The organism is Streptomyces sp. NPDC032161, assembly GCF_040636995.1.
In the GTDB taxonomy this organism is placed as follows: domain Bacteria; phylum Actinomycetota; class Actinomycetes; order Streptomycetales; family Streptomycetaceae; genus Streptomyces.
In genome coordinates this window covers 710,197-733,194 of sequence record NZ_JBEZVN010000001.1, presented here as the reverse complement: position 1 = coordinate 733,194, position 22,998 = coordinate 710,197, and the positions used below count along the sequence as shown (strand labels likewise).

Sequence of the window (22,998 nt, the reverse complement as noted above, 5' to 3'; positions counted from 1 at the left end):
ACCACGACATGACTACTTCACACGTCACCGCGGAGGCGCCGGGCAGGCGCTCCGGCGACGCCGACACGCCCGTCCTCGAAGTGCGCGACCTGCACGTCGAGTTCAAGACCCGCGAAGGCATCGTCAAGGCCGTCAACGGCGTCAACTACAGCGTCCGTGCCGGTGAGACGCTCGCCGTGCTCGGCGAGTCCGGCTCCGGCAAGTCCGTGACCGCGCAGGCGATCATGGGCATCCTCGACTCGCCCCCCGGACGGGTCGCCAAGGGCGAGATCCTCTTCCAGGGGCAGGACATCCTCCAGCTCCCGGAGAACGAGCGGCGCAAGCTGCGCGGCCCGAAGATGGCGATGATCTTCCAGGACGCGCTCTCCGCGCTGAACCCGGTCTACTCGGTCGGCAACCAGCTCGGCGAGATGTTCCGGGTCCACCAGGGCATGTCCAAGAAGGACGCCAAGGCCAAGGCCATCGAGCTGATGGACCGGGTGAAGATCCCGGCCGCCAGCAGCCGGGTCAACGACTACCCGCACCAGTTCTCCGGCGGTATGCGCCAGCGCATCATGATCGCCATGGCGCTGGCCCTGGAGCCCGACCTGATCATCGCGGACGAGCCCACCACGGCGCTCGACGTGACGGTCCAGGCGCAGGTCATGGACCTGCTGGCGGAGCTGCAGCGCGAGTACAACATGGGCCTGATCCTGATCACCCACGACCTCGGCGTGGTCGCCGACGTCGCGGACAAGATCGCGGTCATGTACGCGGGCCGGATCGTCGAGCAGTCCCCGATCCACGAGCTGTACAAGCGCCCGGCGCACCCGTACACCCGCGGCCTGCTCGACTCGATCCCGCGCCTGGACCAGAAGGGCCACGAGCTCTTCGCGATCAAGGGCCTGCCGCCCAACCTGCTGAAGGCGCCTTCCGGTTGCGCCTTCAACCCGCGCTGCCCCAAGGCGCAGGACATCTGCCGCACCGACGTCCCGGCCCTGCTGCCGGTGACCGAGACGGACGGCACCGAGCTGGTCGGCCGCAGCAGCGCCTGCCACTTCTGGAAGGAGCAGATCCATGGCTGAGGACAGCAAGAAGACCGACGCCGTGGACGCCACCCCCAACGTCACCGAGGTGGACACGGCCGACGTCGCCACGGAGGCCGAGGCGGTCGCCGCCCTCGACGCCAAGGTGGACCGGGGCGAGCCGATCCTCCAGGTGCGCAACCTGGTCAAGCACTTCCCGCTGACCCAGGGCATCCTGTTCAAGAAGCAGATCGGCGCGGTCAAGGCGGTCGACGGGGTCTCCTTCGACCTGTACCAGGGCGAGACGCTCGGCATCGTGGGCGAGTCCGGCTGTGGCAAGTCCACGGTCGCCAAGCTCCTGATGCTCCTGGAGACCGCCACCTCCGGCGAGATCTTCTACAAGGGCCAGGACATCACCAAGCTGTCCGGCAAGGCCCTCAAGGCCGTCCGCCGGAACATCCAGATGGTGTTCCAGGACCCGTACACCTCGCTCAACCCCCGTATGACGGTGGGCGACATCATCGGCGAGACGTACGAGATCCACCCCGAGGTGGCGCCGAAGGGCGACCGCCGCCGCAAGGTCCAGGAGCTCCTGGACGTGGTGGGCCTGAACCCGGAGTACATCAACCGCTACCCGCACCAGTTCTCCGGCGGTCAGCGCCAGCGCATCGGCATCGCCCGCGGTCTCGCGCTCAACCCGGAGATCATCATCTGCGACGAGCCGGTCTCCGCGCTCGACGTGTCGGTGCAGGCGCAGGTCATCAACCTGATGGAGAAGCTCCAGGACGAGTTCAACCTCTCGTACCTCTTCATCGCGCACGACCTGTCGATCGTCCGGCACATCTCCGACCGCGTCGGTGTGATGTACCTGGGCAGGATGGCCGAGATCGGCACGGACGAGCAGATCTACGACCACCCGACGCACCCGTACACGCAGGCGCTGCTGTCGGCGGTCCCGGTGCCGGACCCGGAGGCCCGCGAGAACCGCGAGCGGATCATCCTCACCGGCGACGTGCCGTCCCCGGCGAACCCGCCGTCCGGCTGCCGCTTCCGCACCCGTTGCTGGAAGGCGCAGGACAAGTGCGCCGCCGAGACGCCGCTGCTGGCGGTGCCCGAGCGCTTCAAGTCCTCGGACTCACCGACCGCGCACGAGTCGGCCTGCCACTTCGCCGAGGAGAAGGACGTCGTCGGCGCGGCTTCGTGAACCGGCGCGTGCCACGGCACGTATGACGCGACGTGTGTGACACGGACGGCCCGGAACCCTTGGGGTTCCGGGCCGTCCGTCGTGTCCGGCCGTCCCGGCCGTCGAGTCGGCGTCCGGCCGCACGGCCGCACGGACACTCACCGCGGTGCCCGACGCTCCGTCACCCTCCGCTCGTTCGACGGTGCGTCGACACGTCCGCCCTGCGGATCACCTGTACTGGATGCCCCACAGGTTGTTGCTCTTGTGGCACGGGGCTTGAGTGACTGTCGAGGTTCGGTGGTCGGGCGCGGACGTGATCGTTTCCTTGTCGCGGGAAGATGCCGGTCCGGTATCGCGCGCCCGTCCGGCGGTGCCTGCCCGTCGGTGGCGCGGGCCGTCCGGTGAGTACCCGCTCGGTGCCGCGTGCGCGCTCGGTGGTGCACCCGCCGCGGCGGGTGCGGCGCTTCCGGGTGGCGCCCCGGGCGGGGGATGGGGCTCCCGCGTGGCGTCAGCCGTCAGATCGCCGCCCAGGGGCCCCTGGACCCCCGTGGGGCGGGCCCGCCCGGATCCCCGTCGGAGAGGTGACGGGTGCACACGTACGGCCGCGGACAAGGTGCGTGGGTCGTGACGGGAGGTGATATTCGACTGGAGGTGACGCCGAGTGAGGTTTCGGTGACACGAAGTGATGCGACCGGGCACGAGGAGGAGGCACTCCATGCGCGGAGCCACACGGGCCGGGTGGATCGCCTGCGCGGCGGTCGTCGCCCTGACGGCGACGTCATGCGGAGGCGGCGAGGAGCTCCGCGGCGGTCCCGACGGAATCGTGAGGTCCTCCTGGGGCGACCCGCAGAACCCGCTGGAACCGGCGAACACCAACGAGGTGCAGGGCGGCAAGGTCCTCGACATGATCTTCCGTGGGCTCAAGCGCTACGACCCGAGGACCGGTGCCGCCACCGACATGCTGGCCGAGCGGATCGGGACCGAGGACAACCAGAACTTCACGGTCACCGTGAAGGACGGCTGGACGTTCAGCAACGGCGAGAAGGTCACCGCGAGGTCCTTCGTGGACGCCTGGAACTACGGCGCCCAGCTGAAGAACAACCAGAAGAACGCCTACTTCTTCGGCTACATCGACGGATACGCCAAGGTCCACCCGGCCGCCGGCCCCGCCACCGCGAAGACGCTCTCCGGCCTCCGGGTCGTCGACGACCGCACCTTCACGGTCAGGCTGTCGCAGAAGTTCTCCCTCTGGCCCGACACCCTCGGCTATCCCGCCTTCGCCCCGCTGCCCCGGGCCTTCTTCACCGACCACGCCGGCTGGCTGGCCAAGCCCGTCGGCAACGGTCCGTACATCGTCGACTCGTACACCCAGGGCGCCGCCATGAGTCTGCGCAGACGGGACGCGTACCCCGGCCCCGACAAGGCGCGCAACGGCGGCATCGACCTCCAGGTCTACACCGACAGCAACACCGCCTACACCGACCTGATGGCCGGGAACCTCGACCTCGTCGACGACGTGCCCGCCGCACAGCTGAAGAACGTCGAGGCGGACCTCGGCCCCCGCTACATCAACACCCCGGCGGGCATCATCCAGACCCTCGCCTTCCCCTTCTACGACCGGAAATGGGCCGCACCGGAGGCCGCCAAGGTCCGTCAGGGCCTGTCCATGGCCATCAACCGGGAGCAGATCACCCACCAGATCTTCCGGGAGACCCGCACCCCCGCCTCCGACTGGACCTCCCCGGTCCTCGGCGCGCACGGCGGCTTCCAGGAAGGGCTGTGCGGCGCGCCCTGCGAGTTCGACGCGGCCCGGGCCAAGAAGCTGATCCAGGAGGGCGGCGGCATCCCGGGAGGCCGGCTCACGATCACGTACAACGCCGACACCGGTTCCCACAAGGAGTGGGTGGACGCCGTCTGCAACAGCATCAACCGGGTGATGGACGACAACAAGGCGTGCGTCGGCACCCCGGTCGGCACGTTCGCCGACTTCCGCGCACAGGTGTCCCGGCAGCGGCTCACCGGCGCCTGGCGGGCGGGCTGGCAGATGGACTACCCGCTGATCCAGAACTTCCTCCAGCCGTTGTACTACACCGACGCCTCGTCCAACGACGGCAAGTGGAGCAGCAAGAAGTTCGACGGCCTGGTCGACCGGGCCAACGCCGAGTCCGACCGGGCCAGGGCCGTCTCGACGTTCCAGGACGCCGAGAGGGTCCTGGCCGAGCAGATGCCCGTCATCCCGCTCTGGTACCAGAACGGCAGCGCGGGCTACTCGGAGCGGGTGAGCGACGTGGCGCTGAACCAGTTCAGCGTCCCGGTGTACGAGGGGATCCGGGTCAAGTGATCCGCCGGGACCGGCATCCGGCCGAGCACCGTCGCCCCCGGCCACCGGGAACCGCCCCCCGGCCCTCCGGAACCCGCGACCCCCGGGAGCCCTGATGGGACGCTATGTGATCCGGCGGCTGCTGCAGATGGTCCCGGTCTTCCTCGGCACCACGCTGCTCATCTTCCTCATGGTGAACGTGATGGGCGACCCCATCGCGGGCCTCTGCGGCGAGCGCCGGTGCGACCCGGCCACCGCCGCCCGGCTCCGCTCGGAGTTCGGCCTCGACAAGCCCGTGTGGCAGCAGTACGCGACGTACATGGGCAACGTCTTCACCGGCGACTTCGGTACCGCGTTCAACGGGCAGAAGGTCACCGAGCTGATGGCCAGGGCCTTCCCCGTCACGATCCGGCTCACCGTCGTCGCGATCGTCTTCGAGATCGTCATCGGCATCAGCCTCGGCGTCGTCACCGGACTGCGCCGCGGACACCCCGTCGACACCACCGGCCTCGTCCTGACCCTGATCGTCATCTCCGTCCCGACGTTCGTCACCGGCCTGCTGCTGCAACTCCTCCTGGGCGTCCAATGGGGCGTCATCAAGCCCTCCGTCCCGCCGGGGGCGCCCGTCGACGCGCTCATCGTCCCCGGGCTGGTCCTCGCCTCGGTCTCCCTCGCGTACGTCACCCGGCTCACCCGGACCTCGATCGTGGAGAACGCCCGCGCCGACTACGTCCGCACCGCCGTCGCCAAGGGGCTTCCCCGGCGCCGCGTCGTCGTCCGGCACCTGCTGCGCAACTCGCTGATCCCCGTCGTCACGTTCATCGGCACGGACATCGGCGCCCTCATGGGCGGCGCGATCGTCACCGAACGGATCTTCAACATCCATGGCGTCGGCTACCAGCTCTACCAGGGCATCCTGCGCCAGAACTCCCAGACCGTCGTCGGTTTCGTCACCGTCCTGGTCCTCGTCTTCCTGGCGGCCAACCTGCTCGTCGACCTGCTGTACGCCGTACTCGACCCGAGGATCCGCTATGCCTGAGCAGCAGACACCGGACGAGGCGATCTCACCGGGCGGCGCGGGCGGAGCGACGGGCCTCGCCCTGGAGGAGGGCACGACCCTCGAAAGGGCGCCCGGCGGCCCCGGGGGCACCGGACCCACCGGTAAACCGCGCAGCCTGTGGTCCGACGCCCGGCGGGACCTGTGCCGCGACCCGGTCTTCCTCGTCTCCGCCCTGATCATCCTCTTCCTGGTGGTCATCTCGATCCGGCCGTCGCTGATCGCCGGCCAGGACCCCCTCGACTGCGACCTCGCCCTGGCCCAGGACGGCCCCCGCCCCGGGCACCCCTTCGGCTTCGACGGACAGGGCTGCGACGTCTACACCCGTACCGTCCACGGAGCCAGGAACTCGGTGACGGTCGGCATCTGCGCCACCCTCGGCGTCGCCCTGTTCGGCGGACTCCTCGGCGGTCTGGCGGGGTACTTCGGCGGCTGGTGGGACGCCGTCCTCTCGCGCGTCACCGACGTCTTCTTCGGCATCCCCGTGGTTCTCGGCGGGCTGGTCTTCCTCTCCGTCGTCACCAGCTCCACCGTGTGGCCCGTGATCGGCTTCATCGTGCTGCTGGGCTGGCCGCAGATCGCCCGCATCGCCCGGGGCGCCGTGATCACCGCCAAACAGAACGACTACGTGCAGGCGGCCCGGGCGCTCGGCGCCTCCCACACCCGGATGCTGCTGCGCCACATCGCCCCGAACGCCGTCGCGCCGGTGATCGTCGTCGCGACCATCGCGCTCGGTACGTACATCGCGCTGGAGGCGACCCTGTCGTTCCTCGGCGTCGGGCTGAGGCCGCCCGCCGTCTCCTGGGGCATCGACCTCTCCGCCGCCTCCCCGTACATCCGCAACGCCCCGCACATGCTGCTCTGGCCCGCCGGGGCCCTGGCGGTCACGGTGCTCGCCTTCATCATGCTCGGCGACGCGGTGCGCGACGCCCTCGACCCCAAGCTGCGCTGAGGAGCCCGCCATGCTGCTCGAAGTGCGCGATCTGTACGTGGAGTTCCGCACCCGCGACGGTGTCGCCAAAGCCGTCAACGGAGTCACCTGTGCCGTGGACGCGGGCGAGACACTGGCCGTGCTCGGCGAGTCCGGCTCCGGCAAGTCCGTCACCGCCCAGGCCGTCATGGGCATCCTCGACACGCCCCCGGGACGGATCGGCGGCGGCGAGATCCTCTTCAAGGGCCGCGACCTGCTGGGGATGGGCAGGGAGGAGCGCAGGAGGATCCGCGGCCAGGAGATCGCCATGATCTTCCAGGACGCGCTCTCCTCCCTCAACCCCGTGCTCAGCGTGGGGGAACAGCTCGGTGAGATGTTCGTCGTCCACCGGGGGATGTCCCGCAAGGACGCCCGGACGAAGGCGGTCGAGCTCATGGACCGGGTCCGCATCCCGGCGGCGGGGCAGCGCGTCCGCGACTACCCGCACCAGTTCTCCGGCGGCATGCGCCAGCGCATCATGATCGCCATGGCGCTGGCGCTGGAACCCTCGCTGATCATCGCGGACGAGCCCACCACGGCGCTCGACGTGACGGTCCAGGCGCAGGTCATGGACCTGCTGGCGGAGCTCCGGCGCGAGTACGACATGGGCCTGATCCTGATCAGCCACGACCTCGGCGTGGTCGCCGACGTCGCGGACCGGATCGCCGTGATGTACGCGGGCCGCATCGTCGAATCGGCCCCCGTCCACGACATCTACCGGGCCCCGGCCCACCCGTACACCAAGGGCCTGCTCCGGTCCATCCCGCGCCTGGACCAGAAGGGCCGGGAGCTGTACGCGATCAAGGGCCTGCCGCCCAGCCTGCTGCGCGTCCCGCCCGGTTGCGCCTTCCATCCGCGCTGCCCGCTGGCCCGGGACGTCTGCCGGGGCGAGGTGCCACCGCTGTTCCAGGTGGCCGAGGACCGCGAGAGCGCCTGCTACTTCTGGGAGGAGGCGCTCGATGCGCGCTGATCACGCGACGCCCGCCGACCGGGGGAGCGGCCCCTCCCCGGGAAACGGCCCTTCCGGGGAGAGCGACCGCGGCGAACCGATCCTCCAGGTCCGCGACCTGGTCAAGCACTATCCGTTGACCCGGGGCGTGCTGTTCAGGAAGCAGATCGGCGCGGTCAAGGCCGTCGACGGCGTCTCCTTCGACCTGGCGGCCGGGGAGACGCTCGGCATCGTGGGGGAATCGGGCTGCGGCAAGTCGACCGTGGCCCGGATGCTGGTGCATCTGGAGCGGCCGACGGCCGGTGCGATCAGGTACAAGGGCGAGGACATCACCAGGCTGTCGGGGCGCGCGCTGAAGGCGGTGCGCCGCAACATCCAGATGGTGTTCCAGGACCCGTACACCTCGCTGAACCCGCGCATGACCGTCGGCGGCATCATCGGGGAGCCGTACGAGATCCACCCCGAGGTGGCGCCGAAGGGCGACCGCCGCCGCAGGGTGCGGGAACTGCTGGACGTGGTGGGCCTGAACCCGGAGTACGTCAACCGCTACCCGCACCAGTTCTCCGGCGGTCAGCGTCAGCGCATCGGCATCGCCCGCGGACTGGCCCTGAACCCGGAGATCATCGTCGCCGACGAGCCCGTCTCCGCCCTCGACGTCTCCGTCCAGGCACAGGTCGTCAACCTGCTGGACCGGCTCCAGAGGGAGTTCGGGCTGAGCTACGTCTTCATCGCGCACGACCTGTCGATCGTCCGGCACATCTCCGACCGGGTGGGCGTGATGTACCTGGGCCGGATCGTGGAGACCGGCACCGACGAGCAGATCTACGACCACCCCACCCACCCGTACACCCAGGCGCTGCTGTCCGCCGTGCCGGTGCCGGACCCGACGGTCCGCGCGCGGCGGGAGCGGATCGTCCTGCACGGGGACGTCCCCTCGCCCGCCGATCCGCCCTCCGGCTGCCGCTTCCGGACCCGTTGCTGGAAGGCGCGGGAGAGGTGCGCCCGGGAGGTGCCGTTGCTGGCGGTCCCGGAGGTCTTCCGGGGGACGGACGGCCCGGCGGAGCACCCCTCGGCCTGCCACTTCGCGGAGGAGAAGCGGGTGGTGGCACCGGGTGGACCGGACGAGGAGGGCGGGGAGGGCGGACCGGGCGGACCGGACAGGCAGGGCGGGCAGGGTGGACCGGGCGAGGAGGGCGGGGAGGGCGGGACATCGGCTTCCGGGAGCGGCCGGTCGGCCTGACCGCGAGGCGTACGGACGGGGCCCGGCGGCGGGACGCGGCGGCGGGGCCGGGGCTTCCGTAACGCGTGGGCAACGCGGCCGTCGCGCCTCCGACACACGGCTGCGGCAGCATGGGCGGAGCACGGCCGTGCGGGCGCCGTGGACCGGTCGGGGCGCCAACTCCCCCCGGCCGGTCGCCCGTTGATCGTCCGGTTGCCCGTTCGCACAACACCCCGGCGATCCCCTTGCCCGGTGCCGGGGGACGGTGGAGTATCGCTCGGGTGATACTCACACGGGGGGCAAGGATCACGGGCGCCGTTCTCTGCGCCGTGCTCGCGGTGATCGTCGCGGGCTGGATCGTACGGGACCTGGGCGCGGTCGACGAACCGGGCCATTTGCTGCGGTACTGGACCGGCTACGAGGACGCACGCCTGCCGGAGATGCCCACCACCTCGATCGACGACCTGGTCCTGTTCGTGGTGTATCTCGTCGTCGCCCTCACGGTCGTGCGGGTCTCGGTGGCCGCCTCCGCGCTGGTCGCGACCGGGGTCCTCACGCTCGCCCTCCGGCTCCCGGGACTCTGGAACATCGGGACGTCCCCCATGGACGGCATGTTCTCCGACGAACTGCGCACCCGCGCTCTGATCTGCGCCTTCGTGGCCATCGGGGTGGCGGTCGCACTCGTCATCACGGCGGGCGCCGGGCGCCGCCCGCCGGCCGACTTCTCCGAACGGGTCCCGATCCGGCCGGGCCAGGGCGCGGGCGTGCTCACCTTCCTGCTGCTGGGAGCCTCGGCGGCGACCATCGCCGCGTGGGAGATCCGGACGGTGGTGCGGCTTCCCGAGATCTTCCCCGACTGGTACCTGGGCGGGGAACAGGCCTCGCACGGGCTGATCGACCCCCCGCTGGGCTGGGCCGGCGCCGTCGTCGTGCTGCTCTGCCTGTTCGCGGGCGGGAGCGCGCTCGGCCGCGCCGCGTACGCCCGGCCGTTCGGCCTGATCGCGGCCGGGTTACTGCTGCCGGGCGCGGCGGGTGCGTTGATCCGCTCCCTGGACCAGGGCGTGCTGGGTTACTTCGGCGAACTGCCCATCGAGAATCAACTCCTCGTGCTGAGCTGGACCTTCGAAGCGATCGCCGCTCTGGTCGTGCTCATCGCGCTGGCCGTCCGGGGCCCGGCCGGCCACCTCGCCCAGCCGTATCAGGGGTACGACCCGGGCTACGAGCAGGGCTACGGGTACGGCCCGGTCCCGGGCCCCGGACCTGGGCCCGGACAGGGCTACGGCCACTCCGGCTCCGGCCCGGGCCCCTTCGGGGCACCGCCCCCGCCGCCGCCCGACCAGCCGCCGCCCCTTCCTCCTCATCGGCCGCCGCCTCCGCCGTCCCAGCCGCCGCCGGGCTGGTGACGATCCGATGAAACATCGGAGGACGTCCGGTGCGGAGCCGGTGAAAGGTCGAAGGCGGGCCGGTGAAGGTTCGGAGGCGGGTCGGTGCGAGGGCGGTGAACGGCGGAACGGCCGCCGGGCACCCCGGCGGGGTGCCCGGCCGGTTCGGACCTGTCGGGTGACCTCCGACCGGGCGGCCACACCCTGGCACACACGCTTCCGGCGTTGCCGGGATGTCCTGTCGGCTCCCCTACGAGGACATTCCGGCGCCCTGGAATCGCACACACCGTGCCGCGCCCGCTTTCGGGTCGAAGCCACCCGGCAGACCCTCAGCCGCGCATCCCCAACGACCGCTTCAGGAAGTCCACTTGGAGCAGGAGCAGGTTCTCCGCCACCTGTTCCTGCGGCGTCATGTGCGTCACCCCGCTGAGCGGCAGCACCTCGTGCGGGCGCCCCGCCGCCAGCAGGGCGGACGACAGCCTGAGCGAGTGCGCGACCACCACGTTGTCGTCCGCCAGACCGTGGACGATCATCATCGGGCGTACCTGCTCCGCCGCCTCCGAGAGCCCCTCGTCCGTCAGCAGCGAGGTGTGCGCGTACACCTCCGGCTGCTCGGCCGGGTCACCGAGATAGCGCTCCGTGTAGTGGGTGTCGTAGAGCCGCAGGTCGGTCACGGGTGCGCCGACCACCGCCGCGTGGAAGACGTCCGGCCGCCGCAGCACCGCGAGCGCCGACAGATATCCGCCGAACGACCAGCCGCGGATCGCAACCCTGCCGAGGTCCAGGGGATAATTTTCGGCCAATGCGTGAAGCGCCTCGACCTGGTCGTCCAGGGGGAGGGCGAGGTCGTCCTTGACGGCCTTCTCCCAGGCCGGTGAACGGCCCGGGGTGCCCCGTCCGTCCGCGACGACCACGGCGAAGCCCTGATCGGCGAACCACTGCGAGGTCAGGTGCGCATGGTGCGCGGCGAGCACCCGGCGGGCATGCGGTCCGCCGTACGGATCCATCAGCACCGGAAGCGGGCCGTCCGATTCCTTGTAGTCCCGGGGGAGCAGCACGGCGCACGGAATCCGCCGTGCGCCCCCCTCGGTGAACTGCACCCGCGGCGAAAGCACCGGTTCCTGGGCGAAGTTCGCGATGGTGGCGATCCGCTTGCCGTCGCGGAGCACCTCGGCGCGCACCCCCGGCCACTGGAGCGACTGGGAGGCCAGCACCGTCACGTCGCCCGCGCGGACGGCCGAATGGACCCCGGCCTCTTCGGAGATCCGTTCGACGCCCAGCTCGTTGACCCGGTACACATGGGTCTCGCCGATCTCCGCTTCCGCGGCCTCCTCGCCCGCCGACGCCGACACCAGAATGTCCGAATCGCCGATGTCCAGGACCGCCCGGAGCTGCAATTGGGCGCCGGTCAGCAGTCGGTCGCCGACCGCGAGCACGCGCGCCCCGCCCTCGTCGGCGATCCGCACCAGACGCCCGTCCGGTGCCCAGGCGGGTACCCCGGGGAAGATTTCCAGCCAGATCGGATCCTCGTCGACGTGCACAGTCCGCGTGGCGCCGGTCTCCGTGTCCACCGCGAGATGGAGCTGACTGCGCTGGTCACGGGCCTGCACCAGGAGCAGCGGAGCCCCCGCCGACGACCAGTGCACCTGGGCGAGGTACGGATAGCGCGCACGGTCCCAGACCACCTCGGTACGGCCGCCGTCCAGATCGGTCAGGAAGAGGCCCACCTCGGCGTTGGGCGTCCCCGCCGCCGGGTAGGCGACCTCGGCGGGCGTGCGGTCCGGGTGCGCGGGGTCGGCGATCCACCACCGCCGCACGGGGCTGTCGTCGACCCGGGCGACCAGCAGCCGGTCCGAGTCCGGCGACCACCAGAAGCCCCGCGAACGCTGCATCTCCTCGGCGGCGATGAACTCCGCCAGGCCGTACGTGACGTTCCCCGACTCCGGTTCCGCGAGCGCCCGGTCCCCGTCGCCCTCGGCGCCCACGACGCGGAGCGCGCCCTTGGCCACGTAGGCGATGTGCCGCCCGTCCGGCGACGGCCGCGGGTCGATCACCGGGCCCGGTACCGGCAGCGCGCGCGCCGTGCCCGCCCGCAACTCCGCGACGTACACCTTCCCGGAGAGGGCGAACGCGGCCAACTCGGCCGCCGCGTCGACCGCGTAGCCGACGATCCCCGAGGAGCCCTCGCGGCTCCGCTCGCGCCGGGCGCGCTCCTGGGCCGACAGCCGTTCCGCGGAACCGCCCAGCAGGGCCTCGGGATCGGCGACGACCCGTTCCGTCGGAGTGCCGCCCTCGGGCAGGTCCAGCACCCACAGCCGGCCCGACCGTTCCGTTCCGGAAGCTGACCGAAGAAAGACCACCCGCTTCCCGTCGGGTGAGATGGTGAACGCGCGCGGAGCGCCCAGACTGAAGCGCATGGTCCTGGCGTGCTGGCGAGGAAATGAGATCTGCTGCGAAGTCATGGCCCGAACCTAGTCCCCGATCCACTGCCCAGTCCCCGATCCACCGGTTGTGCGCCCCTCGTGCTGCCGTGCCCCGATCAATGCGGTGGCACGGATAGTTATGATCCGTAGCGCTCGGTGGGTATGAACCTGCTGGCTCCACGTGTGCTGCCCGTCCCGACCGTACTGATGGAGGTGAACCGCCGTGGCACTCTCGATTTCGGCGGTGGTGCTGCTGGCGATCGTCGTCTTCCTGCTGATCCGGAAATCCGGACTGAAGGCCGGACATGCGGTGGTCTGCGCGCTGCTCGGTTTCTATCTCGCCAGCTCGTCCATCGCGCCCAGCATCGCCAACCTGACCACGAACGTGGCAGGGATGATCGGCAGTCTCAAGTTCTGAGGCACGGCCTCCGGAACGCGGGTTCCGGGGCACGGCGTCCGATCCCGAGACACCACTTCTGAGGCACGGTTCCGAGACAGCGGCTCCCGAGTACGGCCCATGAGGCACGGCTCGGCGGCGCGTCCCGGTTCGGCGGCACGGTGGTCCGACGGCACAGCGGTCCGACAGCCATGTGCAGGCGCGGTCGGCTCTCCAGGCGCTCGGCTCGTAGGGTGGTCCCCATGACGGACCACCCCGCCCGGCGCCTGCTTCTGGTGCACGCGCACCCCGACGACGAGTCGATCAACAACGGCGCCACCATGGCCAAGTACGTGGCCGAGGGCGCCCTGGTCACCCTGGTGACCTGCACGCTCGGCGAGGAGGGCGAGGTCATCCCGCCCGCCCTCGCCCATCTCGCGGCGGACCGGGACGACACTCTCGGCCCCCACCGCCGGGGCGAACTCTCCGCGGCCATGAGGGAACTCGGCGTCACCGACCACCGCTTCCTCGGCGGCCCCGGCCGCTACCGCGACTCCGGGATGATGGGCGCCGAGCAGAACGACCGCCCCGGATCCTTCTGGTCCGCGGACGTGGACGAGGCCGCGGCCCACCTCGTGACGGTGATCCGCTCGGTGCGCCCGCAGGTCCTCGTCGCCTACGACCCCGACGGCGGATACGGGCACCCCGACCACATCCAGGCACACCGCGTCGCGATGCGCGCGGCGGAGCTGGCCGCCGACCCGGCCCACGACCCAGCGACCGCCCCGCACACCATCGCCAAGACCTACTGGAACCGGGTGCCGCGCACGGTCGTCGAGGAGGGCTTCGCGCGCCTGCGCGAGACGGCACCGGACGCCTTCCCGGGCATCGCCGCCGTGGAGGACGTGCCGGGCGTGGTCGACGACGCCGGGATCACCACGCGGATCGACGGCTCGGCCCACGCGGCGGCCAAGCGCGCGGCGATGCGCGCGCACGCCACGCAGATCGTCGTGGACGGCGACTTCTTCGCCCTCTCCAACGACCTCGGCCAGCCCGTTCTCACCACCGAGTACTACGAGTTGGTGCGCGGTGTCCCCGGAGCCCCGCGGGGCGAGCGCGAGGACGACCTGTTCGCCGGTCTGCCGGACGCGGAGTCGGACGTATGTGCGGGCACCGGACCCGGAGCGGGCTCGGAAGCGGGCGTGGGCTCGGGGACGGGAGCGGGACGATGAGCGACGGCAGGCAGCGCGCCGCGCGCTCCGGGGTGCCTTCCCGGGACGTTCCGGCCACCGGACTGGCCGCGCCCCTCAACCCCGGCCGGATCGCCGGTTACGTGGGCCTCGCGGTCCTCGGCGCGCTCGTCGGGATCGCCGGTTCACTCGTCCAGGCGGCCTGGTTCCCCGGCGGGCTGCTGCTCGCCCTGGCGGCCTGTGCCGGGCTGTTCCGCGGCGGGCGGCGCCTCCACGGCACCCAGCTCGGCGCCCTGGCCCCCGCGGCGGGCTGGCTGATTTCGATCGTGTTTCTGCTCGGCGGGCGGCCGGAGGGCGACTATGTCTTCGGCGACGCGGTGGGGCTCGCCCTCTTCCTGCTGGGCGGGATGGTCGTCGCCGTGATCTGTGCCACCATGTCGCGGTCGCCCCATCCGGGAGCCGACAGCGGCCGACCTGGCAAGTAATGTGCCACGGCCGACCCCGTAATGCCCTTGGCCCGTCAGGGGGTCACGCGGTCGTTTCCCCCGGTCGAGGGTGTCTGTCGGCGCTGGCCAGTATGGTGGTTCGCGCGCCGAGCCGTCCCCCGGCCCGCGGCAGGGGGGAAGTACGGGCGGCGGAGCCAATCGGGAGAACCTGCTTTGAGTCGTGAAACTGACAGTTCGTCCTCCGGGACCCAGGGGCGCGGAGGAGCCGCGTACCCCTCGGGGACGCCGCCGTACGGATCCCGCCAGTATCCGTCGCCGCACCCCTCGCAGGACGCCCAGGACGGGGCTCCGGAGCCCGCGGGCCGGAAGCGGCCCGAGGAGCCGCGGACCGAGACGACGCTGACGACGCGTATCCGGATCAACATTCCGGGCTCGCGTCCCATCCCGCCCGTCGTGATGCGCACGCCCGTGAACGAGGGCGACGCCTCCGACATGGAGCGCACCAGCAGCATCCCGCGCCCCGGTTCGCCCGCGGACGCGCCGGACGCCGTGCCCGACGCCGAAGCGGCGTCCGCCGCCGCGCCCTCGGAACCGGCCTCCGACAAGCCGGCCGCCAGGGAGAAGAGCAGCAGCGACTGGTTCGCGCCGCGCAAGCAGCCCGTGAACACCTCGGTCACCGGCCCGAAGACCCCGGTCACCGGTGGCGCGCCCGGCGCCCCGGCCGGTGACCCGACGGGCGGCGCGGACGCCCGGGAGGGGGCCGCGGCCACCCCGCCGCGTGTCGAGCCGCCGTACTTCTCCGACGGTCCGCAGCACACCCCCGCCCCCGGGGGGCCCCGCCCCGGCGGCAGCGCGCTCGACGAGTTCGGTGTCCGGGCTCCCGAGGGCCCGGCGGCGGGCCCGGTCGGCCTCACCGCGGGCCCGGTCGGCGGCGCCTCGCCCCTGATCCCGAACACCGCCACGAGCACCGGCACCGGTGGCGGCGCGGTGCCGCGGCTGTCCGACGACACGGCGGAGCTGACGCCCCAGTTCGCCGCCGCGGCGCGTACCGGATCCGACGGCAACGTCTCCGGTGACACGCTCACCAGCGGCATTCCGGTCATCACGCCGGAGTCGCGCCCGGCGTCCTCGTTCCCGAGCGCGGGCGGGCCCGGCGGGCTCTCCGCCCGGCGCGCCGACGCGGCGCCCCGGGTCGAGGACGGGGCGATGGGCACGGGTCCGCTGGGCTCGGGCGGCTCCGCCGCCCCGACGCCCGTTCCTCCCGCCGGTTCCGCCCCGGCGTCCGCGCCCGCGAAGAAGAAGGGCCGCTCCAAGCTGGTGCTGCTCGGCGCGGGCGTCGTCGGTCTGGCCGCCGTCGCGTACGGCGCCGGGCTGCTGATGAACCACTCCGACGTCCCGAAGGGCACCACCGTCCTCGGCGTGGACATCGGCGGCGGCACCAAGGAGGAGGCCGTCGCGAAGCTGGACGCCGCCCTCGGCAAGCGTGCCGTGGCGCCCCTTCAGCTGTCCGTGGACGGCAAGAAGACCGAACTCGTGCCGGACAAGGCCGGACTCGCCCTGGACAGCCAGGAGACCGTGCGCGCCGCCGCCGGCAGCGACTACAACCCGATGTCCGTCATCGGCTCCCTCTTCGGCCAGAAGCGCGTCGTCGACCCGGTGATCCCGGTCGACGAGGAGAAGCTGGGCGTCGCGCTGACGGACCTGGCGGGCGTCTCCGGCTCGGCGAGCGACGGCACGATCAAGTTCGAGCCCAACAAGGCCATCGCCGTACCCGGCAAGGCGGGCAAGGGGCTGGACGTCAACCAGTCGATGATCTCGGTGCGTGACGCGTACCGGGCCCAGGTGCAGACCGGCAAGGCGTCCACGGTCCAACTGCCCGTCACCAGCCGCGAACCCACCATCACCCAGGCCGAACTGGACCGGGCGATGAAGGAGTTCGCGCAGCCCGCGATGTCCGGCCTGATCACGATCAAGGCAGGGCCGAAGCAGATCCAGTTCGGTCCCGCCAGGTCGCTGCCGCAGATCCTCTCGATGGTGCCGGTGGAAGGAAAGCTGGTCCAGCACTACGACAAGAAGGCCATCGACACCCTGTGCGACGGCGTCTTCGACGGCATCATGATCACCAAGGGCGACGGCAAGAAGCACCAGTTGAACGCCGACGACGTGGCGGCGGCCATGCAGAGCGCGCTGCTCGGCAAGACCCCCGCCGAGCGCACCGCCACGATCAGCCTCGACGGCAACGGCTGACCGTCCCGCCCCGGCGGCTCGTGTACGCCCCGGGAGCCCACACCCGCACCCGCCCCCGGCCGGACCCCGGCCGGGGACGGGTCCCGTATCCGCCGTCATGTGTCCGGCATGAGATGCCGAGCCGCGCGAGGCACGTGCGACGGTCGCCCGACTCGCCGCCAGCGAGGAACGGTTGAGGCTCGCCCGGGATCTGCACGACCTGCTCGACCACTCGCTCGCGCCGGTCGCGTTCAGGCGCGAACCAGTGCGCTTCTTGGCAACGTTCGCCGCGTCGCGCCGCCCGGCACTTCCCCGATCTCTCGGCTGCGTTCGAGCAAGGAGCCCCCATCGCTCGCGGCGTTGGCCGAAAACCCACGCAGCCCTTCCCCGAGCAGGGGAGACCCCATCCGCCAGCTTCCGGCCGCCTCGCGATTGCGCGCACCGGACTGGCGGTGGCGGCGGCGGTGGCAACGCTGGCAGCAGGGGCGGCGGCGGTGGCGTGCTTACCAAGGTGTGCAACGGGTCGTGCGGTACCGCGGTAAAGCCTCCGAAGCCCCCGATCGACCAGAACCCCAACAATGGTTTGAACCCGATTCCGGCGCCCAAGCTGCCGCCTGCCGCGCCGATCTGGACAACCGCTATTTGGACAGCCGGTCAGAGCGTCACGATGACCCTGAGCGCAAAGGAGATAATAAAAAAGCTGACACTCGATATCTTCACACCGATTGTTATCGACTCGCTCGAGCTCTTCCAGCCGAGTCCCGCTGATCACGCCGGTGGAAAGAATCGGGGCCGCACGCGAGACGACGACAAGTGCGATGACGGTCCGGGGTACAGCCTGACCGGGCATGCCGTGTACCTGCCTCGTGAGAGGTACTACGACGCGTTCGAAAAAAGCGATCAGTGCCGTGCGGTCGGTGTGTACGGGATGCTCGACAAAACTGACTTCAATCCGGATCGCAAGGCGCCGGGGACGAACACGAACGGAACCACCCAGCCTCCTGGGATGCGGGAGATCAGAAGTCAGGGACATATGCCGGCCAACGGTCAACTGATACCGGCGGCAGCCAAGGGCTCGGGTATCGATCTCAGGAATTTGGTGGCCGAGTACGAAAAGACCAACACTCCTTACCTGAGTACTGGGGTAGAAAGAGATATTCGCCAAGCCATCAAGGCCGGCAAGCACGTACAGTTGTCGGTAACCCCGCGCTATGGCAATGTTGAGTCCGGTGTGCCGACGGCGATTGAGTACAACTATGCGATTCTGGAGGACAGAGTGCTGAAGCACTGTGTGGTTTACCAGTCGCCCACGGGCGGCACTGTGACGGGTAGTGCGACATGTCCGAAGATGGGTAGGCCGTGATGACCTCTGAAGCGCTGACGTCGACTCTGGCCATGTTGGGTCGGCCATCCGCTCGTTATGAAGCTGGTGGCTGGCGAGAGCTTGAAAGCGAACTGGGTTTCGAACTCCCCTGCGACTACAAGACGATCATCGACGCGTACGCGCCGGTCTGTCTGAATGAGCACATCTATCTTCACCATCCATCCGCGCCGCGCTGGAATCTCCGAAATTGGATCAGAGAAACCGTTGTGGCGTGGTCGGAAGTGGACTGGGATGTCGAAATATCCGGGGACCCGCGGAGTGTTCTGGGGTTGGCTGAGATGTCTTTCGGGACGCGGCATGGGCTGACTCCTCTTCTCGGAACGGACCGGGGGGAGACAGTATTCCTGGCGCAGGACCGCGACGGGGCTTCGCGCATCTTGGTGGAGAACGGTGAGGAAGAGTTCTTCGGGCCGTTCGTTACCTTCGCCGATTGGCTGCATGGATATCTGACCGGAATGGACGTGGTCGGCCCGGGAAGCGGCATCTTCTACCCCGGGCCGGTTAAATTTACGAGTTTGCCCATGACGGCGGAGGATGCTGAAGACGTCTGGTACGGGCCCGATCGTGGGATGTGAGAACTTCCCTATTTCGGTTCGGAGAGGCTGTGGCTCGAGCATATGGTGCTCCGACCGAGAAGGTTCGCCGGGTTGCCGGAGGGGGATGGCGTGCGACGAAGATCCGCCCAGTGGAATCTTGATTCCAGGCACGGATGTCGGAGGGCGGCGATGGAACACCCGCGGATTCGCCTCGGTAACGATGATGTCTGGCTGGAGCTTGCTCGGGCCGGTGCGGACAGTTGGCAGATCACGGCGGACTGGTGCTCCTGGCTGACAGCTGACTTCACTGCGGATCTCGGCACTGCGGAGGTCGTGGACTTCGTGGCGCGGATGCTCTCTTGCCTGCGCGCGCCGTCGGGTGCGCGCTTTTCGGCGGCGGTGACTCCCGGTCGGAACAATCCGCTGACATTGAAGGCGGAGCCAGTCGGGGACGGTTTCGCCTTTTTCGTGCGCCTGACTCCCAATGGCGACGACGACGTGTGTCATTTGCAGATGGAGATCGATCCGATCGCCACGGTGGAACTTCGTGAGACATTCAGTGCGTTGCATGCGGCGCTGGTGGTCTGACCGCCTGGAGCGTGCATCAATCAGGTCCATGGCCTGAACCTCGGGTAGTCCACTTCGCCCCCTACCTCCCGGCCCACTCCGTGAGGCAGGTGGGCCGGGCCGGTCACCGCCGGGCGGAGTGACCGGACAGCCCCGCGCGTACGGCGGCGACGCCCCGCGCCGTGGCTGCCACGTACTGATCCTGCTGAGATGCCTTGTCCTGGCACGAGCCGCAGCATTCCTCGTCCCCCACAGGGAGGAAGAGGAAGGGCTGCGTGTGGGCACCGGCACATTCCCGCATCAATGACAGGCGGGGCGGGGACGCGGACACGGCGGGCCGGACGGGCGTTGCGGGCGTCCTCGCGGGCCTCGGGTCGCAGAGTACGTACCGCAGAAGGCCGCCGGGCCGGTGGATGATCCGGTCCATTCCCGGCAGGCTGCGGCGGACCGCCGCGCGTACGTCGTCGGCCGTGTGACCCATGTCCAGCCACTGCGCGGCGAGCGCGGCGAGCTGGGGGAGCATGCCGCGCGGGACGTTCAGGCGGGGGTCGAGGGCGGTGATGCTGTCGACCAGCTCCTGTGCCGCGTCAGGCGCTTGCCGCACCTCGGTCCGCGTCTCCGCCCCCGCCTCGGCCTCGGCGGCCGGGAACCGGGCCGGGGCCGGGGGATGGTTGGAGGTCTTCCCTTCGGGGGTCTTTTCGGGATGACGACCGGTGACCCGGCCCTCCGGCCGACCGGCGGTCGGGCAGGCGGCCGTCGGACACCCGTCGCGCATGGCGACCGCCTCCTCGGCGGTCAGTGGCACCGACGACACCAGTTGCACGGTGGTCCAGAGCCCCCGCAGCCCCTGCCGTCGCCACTCGTGCACGTAACCCTCCTCCTTGAGCTGCGACTTGGCCCGGTTGAAGGCGCCCTTCTTGATCCCGGCGCGCGCGGCCGTACGGGAAAGGGACTCGTCGGCGTCCTCGGGGAGGGAGAGTTGCCAGGTGAGGATCCGAACGGCGTCGGACGACAGCCGGGGATGGCGCAGAATCTCGTTCGACACCTGGGAGAAGAAACGTGCAGGCGCGATAACATGCCGAAGCATCGTGGTGCTCCTTGACTCTTAAAGCACTGACGGTGAAGGCCCTCTGCGCTGGCTGCTACCGGCGGGGAGGGCCGCTTTTTTCGTCACCGTACAGCAACGGCCGTGCACGCATGGTCACTTCGCCAGGCGCCCGACGCTCCCTCCGTAGGCGTTCGACCTGGGCGTCGTCGCCATGACCGCACCATTCACTCTATGTAGGTGATTCACGTCACAGGGTGAGCTTTTTGTGGTTACGCTCGCCATGGGTCGGAGGGGGACGACGCGTTTCGTACGCAAGGGAGTTGGCAATGGCGATCGAGGACAATCCCGTGACGCGCGTCTCGTACGGCAAGGAGCTGCGCATCCGCAGAGAGGCCGCCGGGTTGACGCAGGAGGAGCTGAGCCGCCGCGCGATCCTGACCGCGTCGCACATCTCGCACATGGAGAAGGGGAGGCGCAGGCCCGCGCTGGAGGACGCGCAGCGTCTGGACGAAGTGCTGGGAACGGGCGGCATCTTCGAACGTTTCCTGCCCATGCTGGACGGTCGCAAGGTCGCCGAACACTTCGAGGCGGCGGCCGAGTTGGAGCAGAAGGCGATCGTGATCCGGTTCTACGGCCCCAAGTTGGTGCCCGGGATTCTTCAGACCGAGCCGTACGCATACGAGGTGCTCAGCTCGGGCTTCCCCACCAAGAGCGACGAGAAGCGGGACGAGCTGCTGGCCTCGCGGCTCGAACGGGCCCGCATTCTCGACACCTTCGGTTCGCCCGTGGTGTGGGTGCTGCTCGACGAGGCGGTGCTGCGGCGCCCGATCGGTGGTCCCGCCGTGATGGCCGAGCAGTTGCGTCACCTCGTGGAGGTGGGGGAGAGCCGGCGAATCCGGCTTCATGTCCTGCCGTTCGCGGTCGGCTACCACGCGCTGATGGAGGGCATGGTTTCCCTGATGTGGTTCAAGGGCCTGCCGCCGGTGGCCTATGCCGAAGGTCTCAAGTCGGGGCGGGTCTGGGAGATTCCGTCGGTAGTGCGTGACTGTCAGGTGGCCTACGATCACGCACTGGGGGACGCGCTCTCGCACCGCAAGTCTTCGTACAGCGGCGGCACCAGCGGTGACTGCCTTGAAGTGAACGATGCCTGTGCTGCCTGTGTCCCCGTGCGGGACAGCAAGAACCCGCAGGGTCCGGCCGTTGTCTTCTCGGCTTCGGCGTGGACGCCCTTCGTCGCGGCGGTCAGGGGCGACGGCGGCGGTCTGCGGTACTGAGGACGATGTGATGTACGGCGGTGGCGGTCAACTGTCGCCGTACGCAAGGGCCCCGCCCGGTCCTCGTACGCCTTTCCGGGGTGTACGGGGCCGGGCGGGAGTCGTCGAGGGCCCGCGGCCGTCAGCCCTTCTTGGACGAGTCGAGGTGGGCGAACACCACCACGTTGTCCTCGTAGTCCTTGGCCTTCTTGTTGTACACGCCGCCGCAGGTGATCAGGCGGAGCTGGGCGGAGGGGGTGTCGCCGTAGACCCGGTCGTCCGGGAACTTCGCCTTCTTGAACGTCTCGACGGAGTCCACCTTGAACCTGGCCACGGACTTGTCGGCGCGGGTGATGTCGACCGTGGACCCCGGCTTGAGGAACCGAAGCTGGAGGAAGACGGCGGGTCCGGTCTTCGTGTCGACATGACCCGCCACGATCGCGGTACCGCGTTCGCCGGGCGTGACGCCGTCCTTGAACCAGCCGACCAGGTTGCTGTCGTTCGGAGGCGGCGGGTTCAGCCGGCGGTCGGTGCCGAGGGCCAGTTCGGTGAACGGCGCGTTGACCGCGAGGGACGGGACGCGCAGCCGCGTCGGGACCGAGCGCAGCATGGCCGGGCCGTCGCCCTGGGGAGCGGGGAGCGGCGGCGCGTGCGAGCCGAGCACCTCCTCGGGCGGGGCCGGCATCGCGGGCGCGATGGCGGCGGTGGGAGGGGGCGGCACCTTGCCGTCGGCCACGTCACCGAAGGAGTTGTAGATCATGATGGCGCCGAGCCCGGCCGCCATGGCGGGCCACAGCAGGTGGTGGCGTGATCGGGAGGCGTGGGCCTTGCGGTCGGAGGTGGAACCGGGTGGCTGCGGGGCGGCCATGGGAGTGCGCCTTTCGCTTGCAAGGAGCGGGGGCGGGGAACGGGGGCGAGCGGAGGGGCGGAAACGAAGTCGCCGCGGCCGTCGCCCCGAGGGGTGACGGCCGCGACAACATGAGCGCCCGTTTGACGGGTAGTGGGTCGGGCTGTGGCCAACCCGGTCAGGCGACCGCGTCACCCGCCGACCGACGACGGCGCAGCTTGTACGCGCCGACGCCGAGGCCGCCGAGCAGCAGCGCCGAACCGGCGGCCAGGCTGCTGCCGGTCATCGCCGTCCCGCCGCCACCGGTGTTGACGCCACCGCGCGGACGGCCCTCGTCGTCACCACGCCCGGAGTCGTCGCCGCCGCGACCGCCTTCGTCGCCGCCTCGGCCACCTTCGTCGCCGCCGCGACCGCCCTCGTCGCCGCCTCGGCCACCCTCGTCCTCGGTGGTCACCTGGGCCATGAAGCCGCCACCAGTGTCCATGCCACCGCGGGGCTTGCCGCCTTCGTCGCCGCCGCGACCGCCTTCGTCGCCGCCGCGACCGCCTTCGTCGCCGCCGCGACCGCCTTCGTCGCCGCCGCGACCGCCTTCGTCGCCGCCGCGACCGCCTTCGTCGC

20 protein-coding genes are annotated in these 22,998 nt (G+C 70.3%); 16 read left to right on the top strand and 4 right to left on the bottom strand.

Annotated features, from left to right (window positions below; translation table 11 throughout):
- The first annotated feature begins 8 nt into the window (after positions 1–8).
- The 8 genes from AB0E67_RS03080 to AB0E67_RS03045 all read left to right on the top strand — a co-directional run bounded on the left by AB0E67_RS03080 (position 9) and on the right by AB0E67_RS03045 (position 10,105).
- Positions 9–1,064 (top strand): ABC transporter ATP-binding protein, encoded by a 1,056-nt coding sequence (locus tag AB0E67_RS03080; protein WP_362020138.1) that lies wholly within the window; start codon positions 9–11, stop codon positions 1,062–1,064.
- A complete protein-coding gene (locus tag AB0E67_RS03075; protein ID WP_362020135.1) occupies positions 1,057–2,208 on the top strand; it encodes a dipeptide ABC transporter ATP-binding protein in 1,152 nt (383 codons plus the stop codon). Before AB0E67_RS03080 ends, AB0E67_RS03075 begins: the two co-directional genes overlap by 8 nt.
- A 694-nt stretch (positions 2,209–2,902) precedes the next feature.
- Positions 2,903–4,528 (top strand): ABC transporter substrate-binding protein, encoded by a 1,626-nt coding sequence (locus AB0E67_RS03070; protein ID WP_362020132.1) that lies wholly within the window; start codon positions 2,903–2,905, stop codon positions 4,526–4,528.
- A 94-nt stretch (positions 4,529–4,622) separates the two neighbouring features.
- Positions 4,623–5,546, top strand: coding sequence for an ABC transporter permease (locus AB0E67_RS03065; protein WP_362020130.1), 924 nt, complete (start codon positions 4,623–4,625; stop codon positions 5,544–5,546).
- Positions 5,539–6,516 carry an ABC transporter permease gene (locus AB0E67_RS03060; RefSeq protein ID WP_362020128.1) on the top strand — a complete coding sequence of 326 codons (978 nt, stop codon included), beginning with the start codon at positions 5,539–5,541 and terminating at the stop codon, positions 6,514–6,516. Before AB0E67_RS03065 ends, AB0E67_RS03060 begins: the two co-directional genes overlap by 8 nt.
- Before the next feature lie 10 nt (positions 6,517–6,526).
- The gene (locus tag AB0E67_RS03055; protein WP_362020126.1) at positions 6,527–7,504 is read left to right on the top strand and encodes an ABC transporter ATP-binding protein; all 978 of its coding nucleotides are present in this window, start codon (positions 6,527–6,529) and stop codon (positions 7,502–7,504) included.
- Complete coding sequence (locus AB0E67_RS03050) at positions 7,494–8,723, top strand: dipeptide ABC transporter ATP-binding protein (RefSeq protein WP_362020123.1); 1,230 nt, start codon at positions 7,494–7,496, stop codon at positions 8,721–8,723. Before AB0E67_RS03055 ends, AB0E67_RS03050 begins: the two co-directional genes overlap by 11 nt.
- 260 nt (positions 8,724–8,983) lie before the next feature.
- Positions 8,984–10,105 (top strand): hypothetical protein, encoded by a 1,122-nt coding sequence (locus tag AB0E67_RS03045; RefSeq protein WP_362020120.1) that lies wholly within the window; start codon positions 8,984–8,986, stop codon positions 10,103–10,105.
- A 308-nt stretch (positions 10,106–10,413) separates the two neighbouring features.
- Here AB0E67_RS03045 and AB0E67_RS03040 read toward each other — a convergent pair whose 3' ends face one another.
- Positions 10,414–12,546, bottom strand: coding sequence for a prolyl oligopeptidase family serine peptidase (locus tag AB0E67_RS03040; protein WP_362020117.1), 2,133 nt, complete (start codon positions 12,544–12,546; stop codon positions 10,414–10,416).
- Between the two features lie 184 nt (positions 12,547–12,730).
- Between AB0E67_RS03040 and AB0E67_RS03035 the strand changes: the two genes are divergently transcribed.
- The 7 genes from AB0E67_RS03035 (at position 12,731) to AB0E67_RS03005 (ending at position 19,253) form a co-directional block, all read left to right on the top strand.
- The gene (locus AB0E67_RS03035) at positions 12,731–12,925 is read left to right on the top strand and encodes a hypothetical protein (RefSeq protein WP_073781780.1); all 195 of its coding nucleotides are present in this window, start codon (positions 12,731–12,733) and stop codon (positions 12,923–12,925) included.
- A gap of 221 nt (positions 12,926–13,146) precedes the next feature.
- A complete protein-coding gene (mshB, locus tag AB0E67_RS03030; protein ID WP_362020114.1) occupies positions 13,147–14,115 on the top strand; it encodes an N-acetyl-1-D-myo-inositol-2-amino-2-deoxy-alpha-D-glucopyranoside deacetylase in 969 nt (322 codons plus the stop codon).
- A complete protein-coding gene (locus tag AB0E67_RS03025; RefSeq protein ID WP_362020111.1) occupies positions 14,112–14,558 on the top strand; it encodes a DUF6113 family protein in 447 nt (148 codons plus the stop codon). The genes mshB and AB0E67_RS03025 overlap by 4 nt, the downstream gene beginning before the upstream one ends.
- Positions 14,559–14,732: 174 nt before the next feature.
- A complete protein-coding gene (locus tag AB0E67_RS03020; RefSeq protein WP_362020109.1) occupies positions 14,733–16,766 on the top strand; it encodes a hypothetical protein in 2,034 nt (677 codons plus the stop codon).
- 478 nt (positions 16,767–17,244) lie between these two features.
- Positions 17,245–18,108 (top strand): DNA/RNA non-specific endonuclease, encoded by an 864-nt coding sequence (locus tag AB0E67_RS03015; protein WP_362020106.1) that lies wholly within the window; start codon positions 17,245–17,247, stop codon positions 18,106–18,108.
- Positions 18,108–18,704: an SMI1/KNR4 family protein gene (locus AB0E67_RS03010; RefSeq protein WP_362020104.1), complete on the top strand. Its 597-nt coding sequence runs from the start codon at positions 18,108–18,110 to the stop codon at positions 18,702–18,704. The genes AB0E67_RS03015 and AB0E67_RS03010 overlap by 1 nt, the downstream gene beginning before the upstream one ends.
- 150 nt (positions 18,705–18,854) lie before the next feature.
- Positions 18,855–19,253, top strand: a complete 399-nt coding sequence (locus AB0E67_RS03005) for a hypothetical protein (RefSeq protein ID WP_362020102.1) — start codon at positions 18,855–18,857, stop codon at positions 19,251–19,253.
- A gap of 103 nt (positions 19,254–19,356) precedes the next feature.
- Here the strand turns inward: AB0E67_RS03005 and AB0E67_RS03000 are convergent, their stop codons facing one another.
- A complete protein-coding gene (locus AB0E67_RS03000; protein ID WP_362020099.1) occupies positions 19,357–20,277 on the bottom strand; it encodes a hypothetical protein in 921 nt (306 codons plus the stop codon).
- A 329-nt stretch (positions 20,278–20,606) separates the two neighbouring features.
- Between AB0E67_RS03000 and AB0E67_RS02995 the strand changes: the two genes are divergently transcribed.
- Positions 20,607–21,554, top strand: coding sequence for a Scr1 family TA system antitoxin-like transcriptional regulator (locus AB0E67_RS02995; protein ID WP_362020096.1), 948 nt, complete (start codon positions 20,607–20,609; stop codon positions 21,552–21,554).
- Between the two features lie 121 nt (positions 21,555–21,675).
- On the opposite strand, the gene AB0E67_RS02990 is transcribed toward AB0E67_RS02995, so the two are convergent.
- Together AB0E67_RS02990 and AB0E67_RS02985 are read right to left on the bottom strand one after the other, a co-directional pair.
- The gene (locus AB0E67_RS02990) at positions 21,676–22,401 is read right to left on the bottom strand and encodes a class F sortase (RefSeq protein ID WP_362020093.1); all 726 of its coding nucleotides are present in this window, start codon (positions 22,399–22,401) and stop codon (positions 21,676–21,678) included.
- 157 nt (positions 22,402–22,558) lie between these two features.
- Positions 22,559–22,864 (bottom strand): hypothetical protein, encoded by a 306-nt coding sequence (locus AB0E67_RS02985; RefSeq protein WP_362020090.1) that lies wholly within the window; start codon positions 22,862–22,864, stop codon positions 22,559–22,561.
- Positions 22,865–22,998 lie beyond the last annotated feature (134 nt).